Origin of the sequence: Aneurinibacillus thermoaerophilus, from assembly GCF_900099925.1 — a bacterium.
GTDB lineage: Bacteria > Bacillota > Bacilli > Aneurinibacillales > Aneurinibacillaceae > Aneurinibacillus > Aneurinibacillus thermoaerophilus.
On the sequence record NZ_FNDE01000018.1, the window covers coordinates 18,796 to 40,122 of the forward strand.

Annotated in this window: 26 protein-coding genes; 2 read left to right on the plus strand and 24 right to left on the minus strand. The window is 48.9% G+C overall.

The window, feature by feature from the left end:
- Nucleotides 1-434 precede the first annotated feature (434 nt).
- Nucleotides 435-719: a hypothetical protein gene (locus BLR88_RS10280; protein WP_057898578.1), complete on the minus strand. Its 285-nt coding sequence runs from the start codon at nucleotides 717-719 to the stop codon at nucleotides 435-437.
- Nucleotides 720-796: 77 nt separating this feature from the next.
- Nucleotides 797-970, minus strand: coding sequence for a hypothetical protein (locus BLR88_RS19540; RefSeq protein ID WP_175493599.1), 174 nt, complete (start codon nucleotides 968-970; stop codon nucleotides 797-799).
- A 175-nt stretch (nucleotides 971-1,145) separates the two neighbouring features.
- Between BLR88_RS19540 and BLR88_RS10285 the strand changes: the two genes are divergently transcribed.
- Nucleotides 1,146-1,454 carry a DUF4870 domain-containing protein gene (locus BLR88_RS10285; protein ID WP_057898577.1) on the plus strand — a complete coding sequence of 103 codons (309 nt, stop codon included), beginning with the start codon at nucleotides 1,146-1,148 and terminating at the stop codon, nucleotides 1,452-1,454.
- A gap of 180 nt (nucleotides 1,455-1,634) precedes the next feature.
- On the opposite strand, the gene BLR88_RS10290 is transcribed toward BLR88_RS10285, so the two are convergent.
- The 10 genes from BLR88_RS10290 to BLR88_RS10340 all read right to left on the minus strand — a co-directional run bounded on the left by BLR88_RS10290 (nucleotide 1,635) and on the right by BLR88_RS10340 (nucleotide 9,208).
- On the minus strand, nucleotides 1,635-2,297 hold the full coding sequence (locus BLR88_RS10290; protein WP_057898576.1) for a methionine ABC transporter permease: 663 nt from the start codon (nucleotides 2,295-2,297) through the stop codon (nucleotides 1,635-1,637).
- Complete coding sequence (locus BLR88_RS10295) at nucleotides 2,290-3,312, minus strand: methionine ABC transporter ATP-binding protein (RefSeq protein ID WP_057898575.1); 1,023 nt, start codon at nucleotides 3,310-3,312, stop codon at nucleotides 2,290-2,292. The genes BLR88_RS10290 and BLR88_RS10295 overlap by 8 nt, the downstream gene beginning before the upstream one ends.
- A 344-nt stretch (nucleotides 3,313-3,656) precedes the next feature.
- A complete protein-coding gene (hfq, locus tag BLR88_RS10305) occupies nucleotides 3,657-3,887 on the minus strand; it encodes an RNA chaperone Hfq (protein WP_057898573.1) in 231 nt (76 codons plus the stop codon).
- A gap of 212 nt (nucleotides 3,888-4,099) precedes the next feature.
- Nucleotides 4,100-5,047 carry a tRNA (adenosine(37)-N6)-dimethylallyltransferase MiaA gene (miaA, locus tag BLR88_RS10310; protein ID WP_057898572.1) on the minus strand — a complete coding sequence of 316 codons (948 nt, stop codon included), beginning with the start codon at nucleotides 5,045-5,047 and terminating at the stop codon, nucleotides 4,100-4,102.
- Nucleotides 5,044-5,793: a class I SAM-dependent methyltransferase gene (locus BLR88_RS10315; protein ID WP_162265013.1), complete on the minus strand. Its 750-nt coding sequence runs from the start codon at nucleotides 5,791-5,793 to the stop codon at nucleotides 5,044-5,046. The genes miaA and BLR88_RS10315 overlap by 4 nt, the downstream gene beginning before the upstream one ends.
- Before the next feature lie 114 nt (nucleotides 5,794-5,907).
- Nucleotides 5,908-7,020 (minus strand): tetraprenyl-beta-curcumene synthase family protein, encoded by a 1,113-nt coding sequence (locus BLR88_RS10320; protein WP_246615627.1) that lies wholly within the window; start codon nucleotides 7,018-7,020, stop codon nucleotides 5,908-5,910.
- Between the two features lie 218 nt (nucleotides 7,021-7,238).
- Entirely contained in the window at nucleotides 7,239-7,532 is a 294-nt protein-coding gene (locus BLR88_RS10325; RefSeq protein ID WP_057898569.1) for a spore coat protein, read from the minus strand.
- Between the two features lie 24 nt (nucleotides 7,533-7,556).
- Nucleotides 7,557-7,760 (minus strand): hypothetical protein, encoded by a 204-nt coding sequence (locus BLR88_RS10330; protein WP_057898568.1) that lies wholly within the window; start codon nucleotides 7,758-7,760, stop codon nucleotides 7,557-7,559.
- Nucleotides 7,761-7,833: 73 nt separating this feature from the next.
- On the minus strand, nucleotides 7,834-8,625 hold the full coding sequence (locus BLR88_RS10335) for a metal-dependent hydrolase (RefSeq protein WP_057898567.1): 792 nt from the start codon (nucleotides 8,623-8,625) through the stop codon (nucleotides 7,834-7,836).
- A gap of 40 nt (nucleotides 8,626-8,665) precedes the next feature.
- Nucleotides 8,666-9,208, minus strand: coding sequence for an NADPH-dependent FMN reductase (locus BLR88_RS10340; protein ID WP_322787665.1), 543 nt, complete (start codon nucleotides 9,206-9,208; stop codon nucleotides 8,666-8,668).
- Between the two features lie 176 nt (nucleotides 9,209-9,384).
- On the opposite strand from BLR88_RS10340, the gene BLR88_RS10345 reads away from it, so the two are divergent.
- The gene (locus tag BLR88_RS10345; protein ID WP_057898565.1) at nucleotides 9,385-10,080 is read left to right on the plus strand and encodes an N-acetylmuramoyl-L-alanine amidase family protein; all 696 of its coding nucleotides are present in this window, start codon (nucleotides 9,385-9,387) and stop codon (nucleotides 10,078-10,080) included.
- Between the two features lie 118 nt (nucleotides 10,081-10,198).
- On the opposite strand, the gene BLR88_RS10350 is transcribed toward BLR88_RS10345, so the two are convergent.
- The 12 genes from BLR88_RS10350 to BLR88_RS10405 form a co-directional block, all read right to left on the minus strand.
- Complete coding sequence (locus BLR88_RS10350; protein ID WP_057900301.1) at nucleotides 10,199-11,641, minus strand: NAD-dependent succinate-semialdehyde dehydrogenase; 1,443 nt, start codon at nucleotides 11,639-11,641, stop codon at nucleotides 10,199-10,201.
- A 57-nt stretch (nucleotides 11,642-11,698) separates the two neighbouring features.
- The gene (paaD, locus tag BLR88_RS10355; protein ID WP_091260624.1) at nucleotides 11,699-12,178 is read right to left on the minus strand and encodes a 1,2-phenylacetyl-CoA epoxidase subunit PaaD; all 480 of its coding nucleotides are present in this window, start codon (nucleotides 12,176-12,178) and stop codon (nucleotides 11,699-11,701) included.
- A 30-nt stretch (nucleotides 12,179-12,208) separates the two neighbouring features.
- Nucleotides 12,209-13,042, minus strand: a complete 834-nt coding sequence (gene paaC / locus BLR88_RS10360; protein WP_057898563.1) for a 1,2-phenylacetyl-CoA epoxidase subunit PaaC — start codon at nucleotides 13,040-13,042, stop codon at nucleotides 12,209-12,211.
- A gap of 19 nt (nucleotides 13,043-13,061) precedes the next feature.
- Nucleotides 13,062-13,388: a 1,2-phenylacetyl-CoA epoxidase subunit PaaB gene (gene paaB / locus BLR88_RS10365; protein WP_057898562.1), complete on the minus strand. Its 327-nt coding sequence runs from the start codon at nucleotides 13,386-13,388 to the stop codon at nucleotides 13,062-13,064.
- 13 nt (nucleotides 13,389-13,401) lie between these two features.
- Nucleotides 13,402-14,373 carry a 1,2-phenylacetyl-CoA epoxidase subunit PaaA gene (gene paaA, locus BLR88_RS10370; protein ID WP_057898561.1) on the minus strand — a complete coding sequence of 324 codons (972 nt, stop codon included), beginning with the start codon at nucleotides 14,371-14,373 and terminating at the stop codon, nucleotides 13,402-13,404.
- Between the two features lie 281 nt (nucleotides 14,374-14,654).
- Nucleotides 14,655-15,485 carry a phenylacetic acid degradation operon negative regulatory protein PaaX gene (gene paaX, locus BLR88_RS10375; RefSeq protein WP_057900300.1) on the minus strand — a complete coding sequence of 277 codons (831 nt, stop codon included), beginning with the start codon at nucleotides 15,483-15,485 and terminating at the stop codon, nucleotides 14,655-14,657.
- Nucleotides 15,486-15,681: 196 nt separating this feature from the next.
- Nucleotides 15,682-16,884: a 3-oxoadipyl-CoA thiolase gene (gene pcaF, locus BLR88_RS10380; protein WP_057898560.1), complete on the minus strand. Its 1,203-nt coding sequence runs from the start codon at nucleotides 16,882-16,884 to the stop codon at nucleotides 15,682-15,684.
- A 34-nt stretch (nucleotides 16,885-16,918) separates the two neighbouring features.
- Nucleotides 16,919-18,121: a thiolase family protein gene (locus BLR88_RS10385; protein ID WP_175493602.1), complete on the minus strand. Its 1,203-nt coding sequence runs from the start codon at nucleotides 18,119-18,121 to the stop codon at nucleotides 16,919-16,921.
- The gene (locus tag BLR88_RS10390) at nucleotides 18,118-18,873 is read right to left on the minus strand and encodes a 3-hydroxyacyl-CoA dehydrogenase family protein (RefSeq protein WP_057898559.1); all 756 of its coding nucleotides are present in this window, start codon (nucleotides 18,871-18,873) and stop codon (nucleotides 18,118-18,120) included. The genes BLR88_RS10385 and BLR88_RS10390 overlap by 4 nt, the downstream gene beginning before the upstream one ends.
- Nucleotides 18,857-19,714 (minus strand): 3-hydroxyacyl-CoA dehydrogenase family protein, encoded by an 858-nt coding sequence (locus BLR88_RS10395; RefSeq protein WP_057898558.1) that lies wholly within the window; start codon nucleotides 19,712-19,714, stop codon nucleotides 18,857-18,859. Before BLR88_RS10395 ends, BLR88_RS10390 begins: the two co-directional genes overlap by 17 nt.
- A 15-nt stretch (nucleotides 19,715-19,729) precedes the next feature.
- The gene (locus BLR88_RS10400) at nucleotides 19,730-20,506 is read right to left on the minus strand and encodes an enoyl-CoA hydratase-related protein (protein ID WP_057898557.1); all 777 of its coding nucleotides are present in this window, start codon (nucleotides 20,504-20,506) and stop codon (nucleotides 19,730-19,732) included.
- Nucleotides 20,507-20,520: 14 nt separating this feature from the next.
- Nucleotides 20,521-21,294 (minus strand): enoyl-CoA hydratase-related protein, encoded by a 774-nt coding sequence (locus tag BLR88_RS10405; protein WP_091260604.1) that lies wholly within the window; start codon nucleotides 21,292-21,294, stop codon nucleotides 20,521-20,523.
- Between the last annotated feature and the right edge of the window lie 33 nt (nucleotides 21,295-21,327).

Sequence of the window (21,327 nt, forward strand, 5' to 3'; positions counted from 1 at the left end):
TGATATATCCGATCGCTACAAGAAAACAGTTATCGCATAAAAACAAATTCTGTCGCTATGGGAATGATGTAACCATAACATGAGAGAGTCAATCCAAGCCTGATGGTGTAACTGCACGAAGAAGAGTGTTCAAGCATCTAATTTATGTATAACCTTGACCGAAAGGCAGTAACAGCACTACCTATGGCTTTCATGATGAAGATCAATGGGAAACAGAACAACGGTTTTAAAAGATAAAGTCCCTGTCTAAGTGAATCGCTTCCTTTCACAGAAAATCTTGTCATTTTTGAAAAGACAATGTCACAAAACTGTGCCTTATACAATGATAAGGGAAGACTCCATATATTTCAATAACGAAGATGATTACCGGTCTTTCCTATCCTTCGTCCCACACGTTTCTCCTGGTAAGAAGCTAACAAAAAACCTCAAAAGCGTTACCTTTTGAGGTTTTTTGCATATCCATGCAGCGTTTTGATTTTCGTAAAGACACTCTCTACATTCTGTATAAAATTTTTCACGTCCCGCATGGATTGGGCAATTTGGTGTGCCATGAGCTTACGCTGGGCCGATTCTGACTGCTTGCTTTTTTCCCATTCTTGAACAATAAGCTCATAATTGCGCTGCCGAGCCAGCGCTCTTACTTTCTGCCGCTGCGATTTGGCCCAGGCGACGAAATCCGGGTTCTGTCTTGCGAAGCGTTCCAACTCTTTTTTCGTCATCCCTTCACCTTCATTTCTATACTTCTGCTATATCGTACGCAGCGGCCAAAAAGCAAGGAAGAGGGACAAACGCCCATTCATCTCAAGGAAAGGCTACGTTCAGCTCTCTCAAGTTGCTTTTCAAGCTTGTCGATATCCCGTTCGATCTGCTGGATATCCTGCTCAAGCAACTCCTTCAACCGCCGTTTTTCTTTCAACAACTTTCGCATTTGTTCCAACCTTTCCCCCATATCAAATACACCAAGATACATGGCTACCCCTCCACATTTAACATTCACATCTTTATATATATATGCATACCACCAGAAATATAGAAGGGAAAACGCCCAACTTCTGTTCTCGAAGCCAAACTTTTTCCCCTTTATCTGAAACATTCACTTTTGTTATCCGTATTAATAAAATAAATACGCAAGGAGGCTAAAATGCATGAATGTTAAACCAGCTTGTGTGATTATCCACGGAAGCACATTTTTCGCTCCGGTACTTATTCCGTTATTGTTTTACTTTTTGTCCGATCATCCGTATATAAAAGAAAAAGCGATGGAAGCGCTTTTGTTCCACGTTTTGATGATCATTGCACTGTTCATTTCTTCTCTGCTCGTCATTGTGCTGATCGGATTTGTATTGCTGCTGATTTTTTCACTTATTGGGATTTATTATCCGATCAAAGGCATCGTGTACGCACTGCAAGAGCGCCCTTTCCATTATCCGATCGTGCATGGCTGGGTAAAGTAAAGTACTACATTTCAAATATCATTAGTGGAGCGACGCGAAAGCAAGCTAAAAAATAAACGCCCAGGAAATGCGCTCTTGGGCGTTTATTTTTTGGCTCTGTTCAATTCAGAAAGATGAAAGTCGCGAATCCGTTCGGCCGCTTTACTCGGCTGTATTTCTTACTACCATACAAATCATCTCTTACTCCTTGCGCATTGTCCGCGCGATCCGGTTCCCCAGCGTTTGCAGCAATTGTACAAGCACAATTAGAATAATAACCGTAATGATCATGACAAGCGTTTCCCAGCGCTGAAAGCCGTAACGATACGCCAGATTCCCCAAGCCGCCAGCACCGATGATTCCCGCCATCGCTGTTGCATCGATCAACCCGATGATCGCAATGGTTAGCGAAAGCACAATCGCCGGACGTGCTTCCTTCAACATCACATTGAAAATAATCTGACGTCGAGTCGCGCCCATCGCCTGAAACGCCTCAATCAATCCTGCATCCACTTCCAACAGTGCCGATTCCATCAAACGCGCAATATACGGCGACACGTACACGACAAGCGGTACAATCGCGCCTTCTACACCGATAAATGTGCCAACGATCAGCTTGGTCAGCGGAATGAGCGCGAACAGCAGAATGATGAACGGCACCGAACGAATAATATTGATTATCGTATTAATTATTTGAAAAATGATCGGTTGTTCAAAAATATGACCTGGGCGAGTAATGACAAGCAGCACGCCCAGCGGAATCCCGATAAGCGTACCGATGAAAATTGATAGCCCGACCATGTACAGCGTTTCCTGTAGCGCGGGTAAATATAAATCCCAATGCGGATCCGCTCCACTAAACATGATGAATCACCTCCGCATGTATTCCTTGTTCTTTCACGTATTGCAACGCTTCATCCAAAACGCTCGCTTCCCCGGTCAGCGAAATGACCAGGTAGCCGAACGTCGTATCTTTAATTTGTGTAATATGTCCGAACATGATATTCGGCTTCAGGTGAAACTTCTCTGTCAATTCCGCAAGCACCGGCTGTTCCGTGCTTTCCCCGATAAATGTTAGGCGCACGATGCGACTTCCTGGTGCATGCTGCACGCGCTCAAGAAAGCCTGGTGGCAGTTCGTCGTCAAAAATATTGCGAATAAAATTTTTCGTGGTCGCAGTTTGCGGGCGTGAGAAAATGTCAAGCACCGAACCCATCTCCACGATCTTCCCTTCCTCCATCACGGCCACACGATCGCAAATTTTCTTGACGACATGCATTTCATGGGTAATAAGCATAATTGTCAGATTATACTTCTTGTTAATATCCAGCAACAAGTCAAGAATCGATTCTGTCGTCTGCGGATCAAGCGCGGATGTCGCCTCATCGCACAGCAAAATCTCCGGATCATTCGCCAGCGCCCGGGCAATCGCTACACGCTGCTTCTGACCGCCAGACAATTGTGACGGATATGCGTGTGCCCGTTTGGATAGTCCGACGACTTCCAGCAATTCCGTTACTTTCTTTTGAATCACGTCCTTTGGCGCCTTGCTAAGTTTAAGCGGTGCGGCCACGTTGTCAAATACCGTACTGGACGATAACAAATTAAAGTGCTGAAAAATCATCCCGATCTTGCGGCGCGCTTTGCGCAGCTCATTTGAAGAAAGCTTGGTCAAATCCGTGCCATTGACGATAATTTCTCCCGATGTAGGACGTTCCAGCAAATTGATGCAGCGGATTAATGAACTTTTTCCGGCGCCGCTGAATCCGATAACGCCGAAAATCTCGCCTTTTTTGATTTCAAAGTTCGCGTTTTTAATCGCATGGACGGCTTTGTCGCCACTTCCATATATCTTTTCAAGATTGCGGACTGAAATCAACGTATTCCCTCCTTTAATTAAGAAAAACTCGCACGCTTGCACCCACACGCCCTTTTTCCACATTGAAATCAAACAGCCGCATTACGGGCGAATCGGCAAGCTTGTTCCTTTAGATCTCATACAAAAAATCTCTTTTACAAAAAAACCTCTTTTTCCGAGACAAAAGAGGGAGCATCTTCTCTCTTCTCTGCCGTAAAACCATATGCTGGCAAAACGCACACTTTCTATGCGCACGCCATCTGCTCGTTTAAGCACAATAAATAATTTAATCATTTTCATAAGTTTAGTCAAATAAAAAATGCCGGGCAGCATGTCGCTGCCCGGTAGTGCGCCGTAAACGAATATTACTCGTTATCAGACATCAAAGAAACCGGCCGTTGTGGTAAGAAGGTAGAAATGGCATGCTTGTATACCAATTGCTGTTTTCCTTCCGTATCAATAACGACAGTAAAATTATCAAACGCTCTAACAAGTCCGCGAAGCTGGAAACCATTCACCAAATAAATGGTGACAGGCACGTTCTCCTTCCGCAGATGATTCAAAAACGTATCCTGAATGTTGATGGTATTTGCCATGATAATACCTCCTCGTATAGTATGTTTAAGCCCCTCGAAATTGCGAATTTCCAGTTCGATTTGAGAGACTGTTAACCAAAAAACAAAAAGCCAATTCCCCCCTTGTAACTCTGAAAAAGGGAGGCCACCATTCTCACCCAAATCGTAAGATTGGATTTTTCATGATGTTTCTGAACAATGATTTTTATAATTTTTTTATTATATTTCGTCGCTTAACCGAACTTTCCTGCCACAGTCTCATAAATTGACTCATATATAGACGCGAGGGGCTGTCCATTTATAGGGGTGACATCGAACCAAATGATATCCTTCATAGCACGAAACCATGTAAGCTGACGCTTCGCAAAATTTCGTGTCCGCTTCTTTATCAGTTCAATCGCTTCCTCTCTCGCCATCTGCCCTTCCAAATAGGCGATGATTTCCTTATAGCCGAGAGCCTGCATAGAACGCAGTGAAGCATTATACCCTTTTGCCAGCAATCCTTCCACTTCTTCCACTAGCCCTTCCGCAACCATTGCATCCACGCGGCGGTTGATGCGTTCATACAGCTGTGTCCTGTCCATCGTCAGCCCAATAAGCAGCAAATTGTACGGCGACTCTTCGCTTCGCGTCTGATATTCGGACATAGGCATTCCAGTCACATGGTGCACTTCGAGCGCACGAATCACACGTTTAACATCATTTGGGTGCAACCGGTTCGCTGTTTCTTGATCCACCGCTGCAAGCTTGGCATGTAGCGCCTCTTTGCCATATTTCGCGACGAATTCCTTCATTTCTTCCCGATATGCTTCGTCTTCTCCAGCCGCAGAAAACTTATAATCATAAATAACGGATTGAACGTACAAACCCGTTCCACCGACCAGCATGGGAAGCTTCCTGCGCGCATTGATATCTTTGATAAGGGCCACGCATGCGCGTTGAAAATCAGCGACGGTAAACTCCTCATCCGGGTCGCAAATGTCGATCAGATAATGCGGTATAGCTTCTCGCTCCGCTTCTGTCGCCTTGGCCGTTCCAATGTCCATCCCGCGATAAAACTGCATCGAATCACCGGAAATAATCTCGCCATCAAACCGCTTGGCCAGTTCCAGACTAAGCGCTGTTTTCCCTACCGAAGTCGGTCCAACTATCGTAAGCAGACGCTGTGTACTTCCACTCATTGCGCTTCGCCTCCGACTTCGATAATTCCGTATGTAAAGGCGCGTTCTGCTTTCGGCAGGCGCACAAAACCAAGCCGATTAAAATCAACACTGTCCCGGTGGTTTTTCATCACGACGCGTCGACGGGCCACACGCTTTGCTTCTTCTACCGCCTCTGCCGTCAGCGGTTCATAGTTAGCGAACGGGCGCAACGGCGCTATGCTATCAGAGGCCGCGATCGCTTGAAAAAACATCGGGTCGAAATAAACAATATCAAAACTATTATTCTCACATTGCCGTAAAAAAGTCAAATGATGAATCGACACAACTTCAATGCGCCGCATCGCCTGCACCGCTTCGACCAGCGGACTTTCATAGCGTTTTAGTCCGTCGGCGACCACAGCGGCCAGAATTTGCTCCGATTCCAGACCTACCACGCGTCCCGTATCACCAGTGACAAAAGACGCAACGATCGAATCAGAGCCAAGGCCAAGCGTACAATCCAAAAACGTGTCGCCAGTTCGCAGCCCGCATGCCCGAACCATTACATCAGTATCGCCGCCAAGTATCCTTTTTATACGAAGCAAAGCCATGCTAGGATGAAAAAAAAAGGGAGCATCCGCTTTTGCGCTATAGGCGCGAAGCCCGCTGTCAGTTACGACAAGCACTTCATCATCCAGTTCATGCAGCCGATTCACGGACAAGTTTCTTCGTTCAATAAAGCGGACGCCGAACGCTTCAGCAAGCGATCGCGCCTGTGTTCGCACATCAGATCCTGCTTTATGCCGTGTGGTCACTATCATACTCTCACTCGTTCCCTTTTCTATGTATTCGTCACGCAACAATCATCATACCGCATTTTACACAGAAGGAAAACCCTATCATTTACCACTCGGCGGGGCTTGTAATACAGCTTTACCGCCACGATACCCCCGGCTGTTCAAAAAGAAAAAACGGGTCGGAAGCGAAGACGAGCGAAGAATCCAACGGGCCACACGGCGCACCATCGGCTGACGCTGAACTTTACCGTCCGATAAATACAGCCCCAAAAGCCCATCGACAATCATATTGTGAAACTTCCGGTCTGGAAGCGCCTGAATGTTCTTCTTCGCTTCTCCGACGATATAGTGAATCCGTTCATAAATTTCTCGCTCGTTTTGATAGTATGCAATAAAATTCAAGTCGCCACCGATTTCATCTTCTTCTAAATCAATTAAATAATCTAGCAAAATGTGCAACGAACATACCCAAGGGAAATACGCTTTTTTAATGAATGCGATACGGCTGGCTGATACTTCAGGATAGGACGCAATTTGAAAAAGATGAAATACCCCAAGAGTTGAACCGGTTGCGGCCGCGAATTCGTTCCATTTAAGGTCCGGCGCTTTCCCTCGATGCTCCTGCCACCAGTTCAGCAAGCGCCCTTCCCGCTCTTCCTGTACCACATGCTTGTGAACTTGCAAGTTGCAATACAACGAAGCCAATTCATATACATCATCCCGTACGAGAGCATAATTAGGCAGATGTTCAATTTCCGCATGGCAGGCCGCGACAAGCGCACGCAAATATCCCCCGTCATCTTTTTCCCTATTAAATTCATAATAATCAACCGACGAAAAGCGACCCGATACCGCGTCCAACATCGCTTGATGCAGACGGGCAAAGTTATTCGCACCGAGCGATGTGGAACGGTCGCATAAGTTATCCAAATAATCGCTAATCGTCTGATATGCGACGATTAAACGGATAAGCGGTTCTTTCCATGCCAGATGCGCGGCAGCATACACGGAACCACCCTCGCAGTGAAACCGTTTATTTTCGATGCTATCGAGTGCCTGCTTGCGCAGCTCCGGGTCCGGAATCTGCCCCGCCCGCTCGCGCCAGCGCTCCACTTCCGCCCGTACGGCGGGAAAGATATGCCGGTACAAACGATACATTAAACGCAAAGGTCCTCTAGGATACAACCCGTTCAACACCACCTTTACCAAAATCATTCTATTCCTTTCATTGTAACCTTATCCGCTCCATTTTTTACATTTTCCGTGGGATTTCTTTGAAGAGAAAGTGTTAAATCTGTGACAATCATGAAAACAAAAAAAGGAGCTAGAGAGCGGGGGTATGAAGAAAAAGAGAACCGCATAGATATGCTACACGGTTCTTTTTCTGTTCTATTATACCCTATTTTTATCTTCTGCGCATGTTGGTTCTGGATTTATACTTGACTGCCAGGATTCAAATTATTTTGCAGAAGTCCTTGCATTTCGGCAATCTGTTCAGGCGTTGCCTGCGGCACTACATAATAGCCGCTCTGCCGCATATTGTCGAAAATTTGCTTTTGGTTGTCAAGGACGGTGTCCATGCAGCGCTGATAAATCTTTCGCAATTCGCTGTGGCTTGTCTCCAAGAGCACGCTGGCAATACTGCGCGCCCGACCTTTTTCCAATTCAAGGCAAAGCTGCATAATCTCCCGATCTGTCAAACCGCGCCCTTCCATATTGTTTGGCATAATGCTCCTCCTTTGCGTCTATCCTTATTGTACATGATCAGTACGGTTAAAGTATTGGGACAGCTCAGCTACGCGCAGTTGGTGTTGTTCCGCCATTCGCTCGAGCATGGAACGCATTCCCGCGTCTTGACACTGCGAAGCACACCAGTTCATCGTTTTGGCCGTAATAGACTCCGCCCGCAGTTCGTCTTCAATCATCATTAACTCCCGTAAGGTTATCTCGTTCACTTCTTGTCACCTCCCGTTTTCTTTTCACTTTCTGTATTGTTTTCCTTTTCTGGTGTTTTATGCGTAATCTAGATTAATGTAAAGGGAAGGCATCAAAATACAGGAAAAAGACCAGAACAACGCAGGCAAGCACCACAGCCGCTTCACGGCGGCTGTCTTTTTTCGTCTTGATCAGCGGAAGCTTGACCGTCGGCGGAAAAGGATGAAAATAACGCACCCCGGCTACAGTCAGCGTATCTGCAAACAAATGGGAGGCGTATCCGATGATCGCGGCCAAAAATAAGCCGGATATATGTAACGACGCTTCCGCGTAAAACCAAATATATCCCCAAGCGATAAGCGCCCAAACGGTATGCGTGTATGTCCGATGGGCAAAGTGCGGCACAAGGGCAATAAAAAGTCCAAACCCAAGCAACCATACGTAATCAGAGCGCAGCACCTCGTACGGAACCCGGTGCAAAACAAGCGCAGAAGCGCCAGAATAGAGATAAATTGCCGTTCCCATCAACAATATGCCCAAAAGCGTCACCATCCACTTACGGGATGCATGATCCCTTAGCACAAACCCGACACCAAGGAACAAAAGTCCGATAAACGCGGTCAAAAACTGACCGTTACGCGTTTCCGGGAAATAGCTCAACAAAATAAGCGCTACGCCAATATATCCGGAGAATAGCCGGATTATGCGCAAAGGCCGATCTGTTAGCTTACGGGTTAAAAGGCCATCAGCATCCAGATCGGGAACAAGCGCCGAGAAGGCCGCAAACAGCGTCACGACGGCACCGTCAAACATATCTGTTTCCGTTACTTTTGCCACCGCAATACCGCTCAGCGCACCCAGCGTCAGATGGCTTCTGCCCATCATGTCCACTTCACCCTTTCTCGGCTTTTTTCTTCCCCTGCAATCATGATTGCTTAAGCGCTTTTGTCACGCGCAACAATTCGCAGACCATCTCTTTCAGCCTCGTCCGGCTGTCGTCATGTACCAATTCGCATCGATCGTTATAGCAACTCATATCCGTCACATATTGATCAGAAAGCACAAGCGCATACACGCCGCGTAAAACAGTGCGCAGGTTGTTCAGCGCGTTGATTCCGCCTTTTCCACCGCCGCCCACCGCGGCGATCATTACAGGCTTCCCGCGGAAATGGTCACCGTGCAGAAAATCCAATGCATTCTTTAACGCTCCGCTCATTCCACTGTGATATTCCGGCGTGCACACAAAAAAGGCATCCGCTTCTTCTGCGTATCGCTGCAAGCGCTTGACCTCCGGATGCTCCATGTCTTCTCCGCCCTTATAAATCGGCAACTCATTTATCCCAACATCAAAAAACAATACATCCACCTTTTGCTGTTCCAAATGCACGCATACCTCCTTCGCCAATCCTCTCGTGTTGGAATTCGGTCTCGAACTTCCGGATAAAACCATTACTTTCATCACTATCATCCCTTTTTATATTGTAATTTTTACCTATTTGTAACTACTATAAATAAATAAAAAAATGATGTCAACGCTGGACTTCTGGTGGGAGTTCCCGTTGTCGTTGAAAGGGTCAACTTCATCATAAAAAACTAAAAATAGGGCATCTTATTTTTATCCAAAACGTGAATGAGAGGATAAAAATGAGGAAAAACACACTGCTCGTTCTTTGTTTATTTCTCGCTTTTTCTCTTTTTCCACACACTGCTAAGGCGGAGGAACATTCATTTTCTCCGGTGGAAGTAGATGTTCTCATCGACGCCGGGCATGGGGGTGTGGACGGAGGAGCTGCTTACGGCAAACAATTGGAGAAAGACATAACCCTTGCTGTCGCCCGCCTATTGTTCAAACATCTAAATATGCTCGGCTACAAGGTTGCGCTCAACCGTGACGGCGATTACGCTCTGAGCGACGAAAACGAATGGTTACAAACCCGTTCACGTCACCAAAAAGATTTAGCGCAACGCAAACACCTGGCAAAGGCGCTGACACCAAAAATTATGATCAGTCTGCATACCAACGCCTCGAAAAACCCGTCAATACACGGTCCTATCGTATTTTATCAGGAAAATAACCAAAGCTTTTTTCTAGCCGACACGATACAACATGCGCTTAACAATTTGTATAAGACATCTGAACTTCCACGCAAAGCGAAAACGCTTTATTTGCTTAATCATTCCATCTGTCCGACAGCATTGGTGGAAATGGGCTTTTTAAGCCATCCAATCGACCGGGCCCGCCTGACCGATCCGGAGTATCAAGCGCAAATCGTCCGCGCCCTCGTATCAGCCATTGATACATACTTCTGGTTCCTGAATACTCCTATGCACGCGCGCTGAACGGTTAAAAAGCGCGCCTATTTTTTCATGGGCCTCTTCCATATAAAATAAAAAGAGCCGCGGGCGGGTTCCCGTGACTCTTTTTCCTATTACTTTGCACCTTCTTTTTCTTAAATAATTATAGACCAAATGAAACAAACTTCGTTTCCAAAAACTCGTCCATCGCGTAATGTCCGCCTTCACGGCCAATGCCGCTTTCCTTGAAACCACCGAACGGTGCCTGTGTTTGAGTCGGCGCTCCATCGTTAATGCCGACGATGCCATATTCCAGCATTTCAGCCATCCGGAAGCAGCGCGCGTTATTCTGTGTATATACGTACGCAGCCAGGCCATAGTCCGTATCATTTGCCGCTTCTACTACAGCCGCTTCATCTGTGAATGTAATAATCGGCACGACCGGTCCGAATGTTTCTTCCCTATAGATACGCATGTCTTGCGTCACGCCGGTAATAACCGTCGGCTCGCAATAGAAGCCTTTGGCGTATTCGCCGTCCATCAAGCGGTTGCCACCGCAGGCAACAATGGCACCTTTCGCGCGCGCGTCTTCAATATGTTCGAGCACCTTATTCAGTCCTTGCTCATTGATGAGCGGCCCGATTTCCGTATCTTTGTTGCGGCCGTCGCCCACTTTTACCTGCTTAATGCGTGCAACCAGCTTATTTGTAAACGCTTCGACAACCGATTCATGCACATACAGGCGGTTCGTGCAAATACACATCTGACCAGAGTTGCGGAACTTGCTTTCGAACAGGCCGTTAACCGCAGCGTCTAAGTCCGCGTCTTCGAAAACGATAAACGGCGCATGCCCGCCTAGCTCCAGACTGACCCGTTTCACCGTCTTCGCCGCTCCTTCCATAAGCAGCTTGCCAACGCGAGTCGAGCCGGTAAACGCGATTTTACGAACTTTTTTGTTCTCCAAAAACTCTTTGCCGATCGGCTCAGGTTCCCCGATAACAAGATTGACAACACCTTTCGGAAAACCCGCCTGCTCGATGAGTTCAAATAAGCGGATCGCGCTCAAAGGCGTGCTTTCTGCAGGCTTCAGCACAACAGTGCAGCCGGCGGCCAACGCGGGCGCGATTTTGCGCGCCACCATATTCACCGGAAAATTCCACGGCGTAATTGCGGCAACAACACCAACCGGATGCTTGGTCACCATAATACGCTTATTTGGTACAGAAGAAGGAACCGTCTCGCCGTAGACTCGCTTTGCTTCCTCCGCATACCACATGAAGTTATCAGCTGCACCAAGCACTTCTCCTTTGGCTTCGCGGATCGGCTTGCCCATCTCGGCTGAGATGATACCTGCCAATTCATCGCGATTCTCGCGTACTAAATCATACAGCTTATATAAATATTTAGAGCGCTCGCGGGCGGTTAGCTGTGACCAAGCTTTAAACGCTTCCGCCGCCGCATCAATCGCCTTTCTCGCATCGCGCTCGTCCCCGGCACTCACGATACCGACCTGCTCTCCTGTAGCCGGGCTTACCACTTTCAGCGTCTTTCCGCTTTCTGATTCCACCCATTCACCATTAATGAACATCCGTTTCGTTTCCGTGATTACGTTTGCTTCCGTCATACGCGATTCCTCCTCTTTTCGATGTCTTACTCTTTGTGGTTAAATGGGCTTTAACGCCTCAAAAGGATTTTTGCACTGCTTACAATACAAAATACTGCGACAAGCCGCCGGGCCAAATAAATTATCCAGCGTTGTGTACGGCGAGCCGCAGAACGGACAATCCACTTGCCAAGGATCGCCTGGTTTGTGGTTTACAGGAGGCGGAGCGATGCCGAATTGGCGCAACTTCTCCCGTCCCGCTTCACTGATACGTTCCGACGTCCACGCCGGATCATACACGAACGTAACGCGCACCTCCTGCACGCCTTCCACGGTTTGTAACTGACGAATGATTTCGTTCCGCATAATGTCGAGCGCCGGACAGCCGACAAATGTCGGTAGCACCTGAACCGTGACAACGCCATCTTGTTCGTCGACTGCGTGAATCATTCCCATTTCCACCATGCTGACGGCTGGAATCTCCGGGTCCTTCACATCTTGGAGTTTTTCCCATACCGCGCTCTCGATTTGCATTTCCATTTGCTGCGCCAACGGCTTTCCCTCCTTGCTTTACCAGTTTGCTGCCGGGTCAATACGGTATACTTCCGAAAGCGTATTCAGCACTTCGGTCAGATCCGGCGTATGCTGTCCTGCACGGCCTGATAATTCGGTCGTCTGCGGCATACCCGGCCAGGGCAGGACGCACGCATCAAGCGCCTGCTTCGCTTTTTCCAGCCAGCGCTGGGCCAGCGTCTGACCGCTTTCAATAAGCCCGAATTTTACCATATCCACTTCTTTCGAACCGAATACGAACAAATCTCCGGCATCCTGCCATACTTTCTCTACCCCCTGCATGATGCGGTCATACCCTTCCTGACTGCCAACCGCAAGCTGGTTCATCCATACCTGCCAGTGATAAAGATGATACCCTAGTTCCGGCAGCATTTTTCTTGCTGCAAGCGTAAGCGGCTGATAGGAAGAATGAACAAGCGACTCAAGGCGCGTCTGCTTAAAGAGGCCGTATAAGTAAAAACGAGTAACAGCGTATCCCCAGTCGAAATGCGGATTTTCCTTGTAATGACCCGTGCCGTTCGGGCGCTCAACGAGGATAGCGTTACGAAACGCCGACGCTTCTCTTAGTTGCGCCAAGTCGTCCGCTTTCCCTTCTCCGAGTTCTTCCAACATCTCATAGAACATGACCGCGTGTCCCATCGTGTCCTGGGATATGGACGAAAATGCTACATCTTCTTCGATGTGAGGGCCAAGCCCAAGCCATTCGGACCCGCGGTATGCCAGAATAAAATCATCGTCTGCCATTTGATACAACAATTCTTTCAACGCCGCCAAATATTCCGGATGTTGCTTCGCCTCATCAGCACTTGTAATTGAGTGTTGGTTTGCCATGCTGTCCCTCCGTTCTTTCCTACTTCGCCGCATTTTTTCTTTCATACTGTTCTTTGTGGTAGCGCCACTTCGCCTGAAGATCGCCGTATCCTTTCGTCTCGCGATACGCTTTGTTATCCATGCGTTCCAGATGCGGCCGCTCTTCCGGCGGCAGGACATAAATATCGTCACGCTTAACAACCCAGATGTTGACGGCCGGTTCGCGGCGCATGAAATTCTCGCGTGCCATCGTCATCGCTACTTCATGATTCGGCGCGAGCAAACTAAACTGATGTGTAAAGCTAGCCGTCGGACTTTTCTGGCTGAATACTTCGTATACGGAAAACGTTTGCTTGTTCTCGCTCATCGTTTCTTCCTCCTTATACCGCTCGGCGCCCTTTACCCAATAACGCGTCACGCACCCATTGCGTTTCTTCGTACGACATTCTCCTCAATTGCAGTCTTTCTTTAGAACAAGGGCCACCGCCTTTGATAATTCGCTTAAATTCTTCCCAATCAGGCTGTTTGTAGTGCCATTTGCCTTCCCTCTCATCGTAATGAATCGTCTCGTCCGGAAGGGTTAGACCAAGGTGGAAAATCCGCGGCACATATTTGGAGAAGAATGCTTGGCGCAACTCTTCATTCGTTTGTGAACGGATTTTGTAACGCATATTGAGTTGCTGGTTGCTCGTGATACCACCATCTTCCGGCGGTCCGAAAAACATCAGCAGCGCCGGCCACCAGCGGCTAACCGCATCCTGCAGCATTTGCCTCTGTTCTTTCGTTCCTTCCGCGAGTGCGAGCACGATACTTTCACCGTGCTGGGCATGAAACTTCTCCTCCGCACAAATTCTGTGCAGCGCGCGCGCGTACGGCGCGTACGATGTGTCCAGCGACATCGTCTGCGTAATAATGGCGGCACCATCCACTAACCAGCCAATAACGCCCGCATCCGCCCACGTGGGCGCTTCCATATGAAACACGTTATGAAATTTCAATCGTCCGGTAAACAAGTCATCCAGCAAATCTTCGCGCGTCTTGCCAAGCGGGACAAGCAAGTCTTCCGCTACGCGCATGAGCAACTGCCCGTGTCCCATCTCGTCCTGCACCTTCGCCATAATCGCCAGTTTCCGGCGCAGGCTCGGCGCTTTCGGTACCCATTCTTTTTCCGGAAGCGCCCCCATAATTTCGCTAACTGCGTGCATTGAAATAAGCTTAATTAATTGCTGGCGATAATCATCTGGCATCCAGTCGTCTGCCTCAATTTTTTCCCCGCGCTCGATTCGCGCCATGAACTGCGCTACTTTCTCTTCGTACGCTGTCCCTGTCACCGCATGTAATTGCTGTGCCATTACGTTGCCTCCCCTCAATCTTGTCCGCGTTTTTCCGCACAATGTTTATGATGGATTTCCATTTATCTTGCACTAAATATATATAATACGTTTTTATAACGTTATAATAACATAACGTTATACTCTCTTTCAATAGATTATTTAAAATTGAGGGATTACGATAAAAATTTTAAAAAGAAGGAATTTTATTTAAGCCAGGGCACAAAAAACCCCTTTCCTGCGTCCTCTCGTAAGGCGCAAAGAAAGGGGGAATATCAAAAGCAATGGCCGTACCGCCTGCCTTATTTTCCGACAGGTACAGCTTCGTATACCTCTTCAAAAAAACGGACCGCGCCAGGATGAAGCAAGTTATGGTACTCATTAAACAATTCATCCGCTTCTTTACCAAGCCATACATCCGGCAACAATTCTTCTGGAAGATCCGGGTCAATAAACAAGAATTTGCGGTAATAATGCACTAGTTCCGTCTTGGCAACGAAGCATTCGTTATCCGGAATCTCCCTTCCGGCTTTCAATTTCTTTTTCATCTCTTCGTACCGCGGATGATACATGTTGATAAATTCGCGGTATGCTTTGTTGATTTCGTCAAGATTCCAGCACTTTTCTACCAGCCTTTTCGGATCGCTCCATCCAAGATGTTCGGCCGTAAAAATTTCAACATACTCGGTCAGATTATACGCTTCGGTAATGTCCTTTACGCGCTCTTCCAAATCATTCGGGCTAATCCACGTGCTGTTGGTAAGCATGCCAAAACCCAGAAAGTTCAATTCTTTGCGTAAGTGGTCGCGCAAATTTCGCTGCGTTTCCGGAATCGTGTAGCTTGTAATGCACCATTTTCCGTTCCAGCCGCTCGCTTCCACTTTATAAATCCGGGCAGCTGCCTCATCCAGACGCTTCTGGCCGCGCGGCGACATCGAATAGTAGCTGCGGTTGCCGACCCGTCTCGATTCAAGCCATCCCTGACGCAACATTCGGGAGATTGCAGCGCGGACGGCCTGTTCGGACAAGCCGAATTCTCCCATCAGCCGTGTCAGGCTCCCCACCCAGATCTCACTACCGTAATGTCGCACATATTCCCCATATATCGTAAAAAGCATAGATTGTGGCTTCATCATTCTTCCAACTCCTATTTTCCTATTTCCCAACAGTACCGACATTATAGTAGACATGACAAAAGTCGTCAAATTATTTCTGCATTTCAGCTGTTGGACAGCAACAAAAATGTAGACCTGGAAGGGCAAAAAATAAGCCGCAGCGCAACTGGAAGCGCCGTGGCTTTCTCCTTTTCACCATTCTTCGTTTTATACGTTATACGCGCTCGATAATGGTGGCAATACCTTGCCCAACACCGATGCACATCGTGGCAAGACCGTACCGTACCTCCCTGCGTTCCATTTCGTACAATAGCGTGGTCAAAATGCGCGCACCGCTCATACCAAGCGGATGACCAAGCGCGATAGCGCCGCCGTTCACATTGACCTTCTCCATATCGATGCCAAGTTCACGCACACAGGCCACCGCTTGCGCGGCGAACGCTTCATTCACTTCGAACAAATCAATGTCATGAATCGATAAACCGGCCTTCGCCAACACTTTACGCGTCGCCGGGATCGGCCCGATCCCCATAACTGAAGGATCGACGCCCGCAACTGCGGACGCAACGATTTTTGCCCGCGGCTTAAGCCCCAGTTTACGCGCCGTCTCTTCTTCGGCCAGCAATAAAGCGGCTGCCCCGTCATTTAATCCCGACGAATTGCCTGCCGTTACCGTGCCTCCCTGCTTAAACGCCGGTTTCAACCTGGCTAATTGTTCCATCGTCGTATCCGGCCGCGGGTGTTCGTCCCGATTAAATACGATTGGCTCACCTTTACGCTGTGGAATTTCTACGGGCACAATTTCAGCCGCAAATTTGCCTGCTGCAAGCGCCGCCGCATATTTTCGCTGGCTGGCAAGCGCAAATGCGTCCTGATCTTCGCGTGAGATGCTGTATTGTTCTGCTACGTTCTCCGCCGTTTCCCCAAGCGAAATAGGCGGATACATAGCCGCCAATTTATCGTTGACGAGACGCCAACCAAGCGTCGTATCGTGCAATTGCAGGTTGCCGCGCTGATAGGCAGCACCAGGTTTCATCACCACGAGCGGGGCTCGGGTCATGCTCTCTGTTCCTCCGGCAATATATACGTCGCCGCAGCCGGCCACAATTGCATTTGCGCTCTGATTCACCGCTTCCAGTCCTGAACCGCACAAACGGTTCACTGTCACACCCGGTACCGTTACAGGTAAGCCCGCGAGCAAAAGCGACATTCTTGCTACATTGCGGTTATCTTCTCCAGCTTGGTTGGCGCAGCCAAAAATGACATCCTCTATTTTTTCAGGAGCTATCTCCGGATTACGTTCCAACAATTTGCGGATAACCACGGCGCCCAAATCGTCCGGACGTACATCTTTCAGCGCGCCTCCGTGTCGACCAATAGCCGTCCGCACCGCATCAATAATGACAGGCGTTCTCATAGCTTCTCTCCCCTTTCTCCTTGTGCCCCCACTACTATACCGTCTCTACAAGCGTCGCAAGTCCCTGGCCACCCCCAATGCATAGAGAGACGACACCATATCGTTTGCCACGACGCCGAAGTTCGTATAAAATCGTGCCCAAAAGCCGAGCGCCGCTCATCCCAAGCGGATGGCCGAGCGCAATGGCACCGCCGTTCACATTCGTTTTTTCCATTGGAAGTCCTAATTCGCGAATGCAGGCAAGCGACTGGGACGCAAAGGCTTCATTTAACTCAAATAAATCAATGTCATCAATCGAAAGCCCGGTCTCCTTCAAAAGCTTACGGATGGCGACTACCGGGCCAATGCCCATAATCCGCGGATCTACCCCGCCGCACGCAAAGTGCACGACACGGCCCAATGGCTTGACTCCATACCGCTTGATTTTGTCTTCGCTCATCACCAACACCGCAGCCGCCCCGTCATTAATGCCGGATGAATTGCCCGCCGTTACCGTTCCGTTTTTGCGGAACGCCGGCTTAAGCTTCGCCAGTGCCGCAAGCGTCGTGTCGCGGCGAGGGTATTCATCTTCCGCAAACACAACAGGGTCGCCCTTACGTTGCGGAATTTCCACCTGCACGATTTCCTCCGCAAATTTTCCAGCGTCGATCGCCGCAACTGCGCGCCGCTGGCTTTCCAACGCAAATTTATCTTGGTCTTCGCGACTAATCTCGAATTTCTCAGCCACGTTTTCGGCCGTATCCCCCATGGTTAGTTCCCCGTAGATGGATACGGGCGCCGAACGAGGGCCGCCGAACGACTCCATTAACGTCTGAGGCCCCCGTTGATACGGCTGCGAGAATTTCTCTAGAATATACGGCGAACGGGTCAGGTTTTCCACACCTCCCGCCAGCATCACATCCGCATGTCCGGCCTGAATGGATTGAACCGCGAGATTAATCGCTTCCAGTCCCGAAGCACAGACCCGGTTCACCGTAAGCCCCGGCAAAGATTCCGGTAGTCCAGCTTTCAACAGGCCGACGCGCGCAATATTAATGAATGGACCGGCCGAAATGACATTGCCCATAATCACGCCGTCGACTTGCTCGCCTGTTATCTGTGCACGGTGCAGCGTTTCTTTCATTACAACGGCAGACAAATCGTCGATCGGCACGTCTTTCAAACTGCCGCCCAGCTTACCGATCGGCGTCCGCGCGCTGGCTACTATATACGCTTCTCTTCTGGTTCCCGTTATCATGCTATCGGCACCTCTTGTCCGTCATATGTGTAAAACCCTCGGCCGCTCCGGCGTCCGATCCGTCCGGCTAACACCATTTTGCGCAGCAGCGGAGCTGGACGATAACGCTCTTCCAACATATTTTGGTGTAACCCTTTAATCACGGCATATATTTCATCCAGACCGATCATATCCGCCCACTCCAGCGGGCCGTACGGATAGTTCGTGCCTTTCTTCATGGCCGTATCAATATCTTCGGGCGTCGCCGTGCCTTCCATGACCGTGAAAATCGCTTCATTAATAATAAGCGAAAGAATGCGCGGAAATACGAGTCCGACTTCGTCTTCTACCGTTTCTACCTCTTTGCCGAGCGATTCCAAAAAAGCGGAAGCCTGTACCATAAACGTTCCTTCGGTCTGCAAAGCCGGCGCCATTTCAATCAGCTCGCGCGCCGCAAGCGGCGCAAATGTGCCAAATCCTACAATGCGCTGCGGATGCACCGCCCACGAGGCAATCTCAGTCGCCGTCACGGCAAGCGATGTAGAAAGAAGCGGCACATCCGGTGCAAGCACGCTATCCAAATCCCGCACGGCCGCCTTTTTCGTCTCCAGATCAAAATTCGTGACTTCAACGGCTACCGTAATGTTTCCACCGTACTCTTTTGCTTCATCTATTGAAAGAACGCGGTACCCTTTTTCCAACATCGCTTCGCGCAACTCTTGCTCCAGGGGACTTGTGCCGGCGAGAACCACCGCCTTATTTGCTGTAATCATAAAATCCCTCCCCTGTTTTCCGGCCCAGGCTTCCCGCCTGCACCATCCGCTGCTGAATTCGACTCGGCTTAAAACGCCCTTCATAGAAGAAATTTGTGTACACCGATTCGGTCGTCGCAAAGTTAATATCAATGCCAATCATGTCCTGCAATTCGAACGGCCCCATCTTAAAGCCACCCGCTTTTTTCATAATCCGGTCGATCTGTTTCGGCCCTGCCACGCGGTCACTCATAATGCGCAACGCTTCATTATAATAAGGACGCGCCACGCGATTGACGATAAAACCAGGCGTATCCTCGACCAGCACTGGAACCTTGCCCAATTCTTCTGCAAATCGGTATACCCGATTCACGTTTTCCGTGCTTGACTTTTTCCCGCGAATGACTTCTACAAGCGGCATAACCGGCGCAGGATTAAAGAAATGAAGTCCAAGAATACGTTCCGGATGTTTCAGACCGCCTGCGATTTCCGTAATAGAAAGAGAAGACGTATTCGTTAACAGTAACGCGTCTTCCCGACAAATAGTAACGAGGGAAGCAAAAATCGATTTCTTAAGCGCAAGCCGCTCCGGCACCGCTTCAATTACGATATCGCACCCTCGGAGCCGATTCATATCTTCTACCGGGGATACTCTCGCGTACGTTGCTTCTTTTTCTTGTTCCGTCATCCGGCCTTTCTCAACATTGCGGGTCAATGTCGCCTGCAAATACGCTTGCGCTTTTTCCAGCACGTTCCGATCCGCGTCCAGCAAAAGCACGCGGTGCCCTTTGCTAGCACACACGAGGGCGATACCCGCCCCCATCGTGCCGGCGCCGATAACCCCGATCTGATACGCTGTCATATCCTCTCCTCCTTGCTATTTTCCTGTGAAAACAGGAGAGCGCTTTTCCAAAAATGCCTGCACGCCCTCTTTGTGATCCGCAGTACTGCCCGCAATGTCCTGACAGTACGCTTCATATTCAAGCGTCTCCTCCAAATTCATTTCCACTCCCTTGTACATCGCTCGTTTAATTAAACCGATGCTTTTCGTCGGCAATTTCGCTAGACGCGCGGCGTATTCTTTCACTTCGGCTTCAAAGTTTTCGGCCGAACAAATTTTGTTGGCAAGCCCGATACGGTACGCTTCCTCAGCCGAAATTTTTTCGCCTGTCATCGCCAACTCCAGCGCTTTGCCGATGCCGACAATGCGCGGCAAGAAGTAACAGCCGCCTGAATCCGGCACAAGTCCGATGTTGATAAATGCATTAGTAAAGAACGCCTTCTCTGATACAAGCCGAATATCGCATGCCAGCGCTAGACTCATGCCTGCGCCCGCCGCCACGCCGTTCACTGCGGCAATAACGGGTTTTTCGGTATTTCGGATTTGCATAATCATTGGATTATAGCGCTTGCGCAAAAACTCGCCAAAATCAACTTCTACCCCCTGCATATCGCTTAAATCCTGGCCCGCGTTAAACGCTTTTCCGGTGCCAGTAATGATAAGGCAGCGAACGTCTGAGCTTTTCCCGGCCTGTTTTAACGCGTCAATTATTTCTTTGTGCATTTTCTCGGTGAACGCATTGAATTTTTCCGGTCGATTGAGCGTAATCGTCGCTATTCCTTCCATCACATCATATAAAATCGTCTCGTACATAATCATGCGCCTCCTTAGCGTCCGCTGAATTTCGGCCTGCGCTTCTCAATAAAAGCGCGCATGCCTTCTTTTTGGTCTTCGCTCGCAAACAGCAAATAAAAACAATTGCGTTCATAATCCAATCCTTCGCTCAATGGATTGTCGATCGCTTTCAGCACGGATTTTTTAATCAACCGGGCCGCAATGGGAGGTTGCTCCGCAATTTTCCGGGCGAGTTTCATCGTTTCGTGGAAGTACATTTCTACTGGCACCACTTTATTCACCAATCCGTAGCGCAGCGCTTCGTCCGCCGAAATCGGCTCTCCCGTCAACAGCATTTCCATCGCTTTCACCTTGCCGACCGCTTTCGTCAGGCGTTGCGTACCACCTGCGCCCGGCATAACGCCAAGCTTAATTTCCGGCTGTCCTATTTTTGTCGTCTCTGAAGCGATTATGATGTCACAATTCATCATCAGCTCGCAGCCACCACCAAGCGCAAAACCGCTTACAGCCGCAAGAATCGGCTTCGAAATGCCCGCGATACGATCCCAAACAGCGAATTGATCTTTCAAAAGCATTGAAATTGCCGCTTCATCGGCCATCTCGCCAATATCAGCCCCAGCCGCAAACGCCCGCTCATTTCCCGTTAGTACGATGGCGCGGATCGAATCATCCCGATCCATCCGTTCCAGTTCGGTCACTAATTCGTCGATGAGCTGCAAATTAAGCGCGTTCAACACTTCTGGACGATTCAGCGCAATCACACCGACCGCGCCTTCCCGCTCTGCTTTAATGTAGTCATACCCCATACTCCGCCCCCCTATAAAATAAAAGATTGCGAA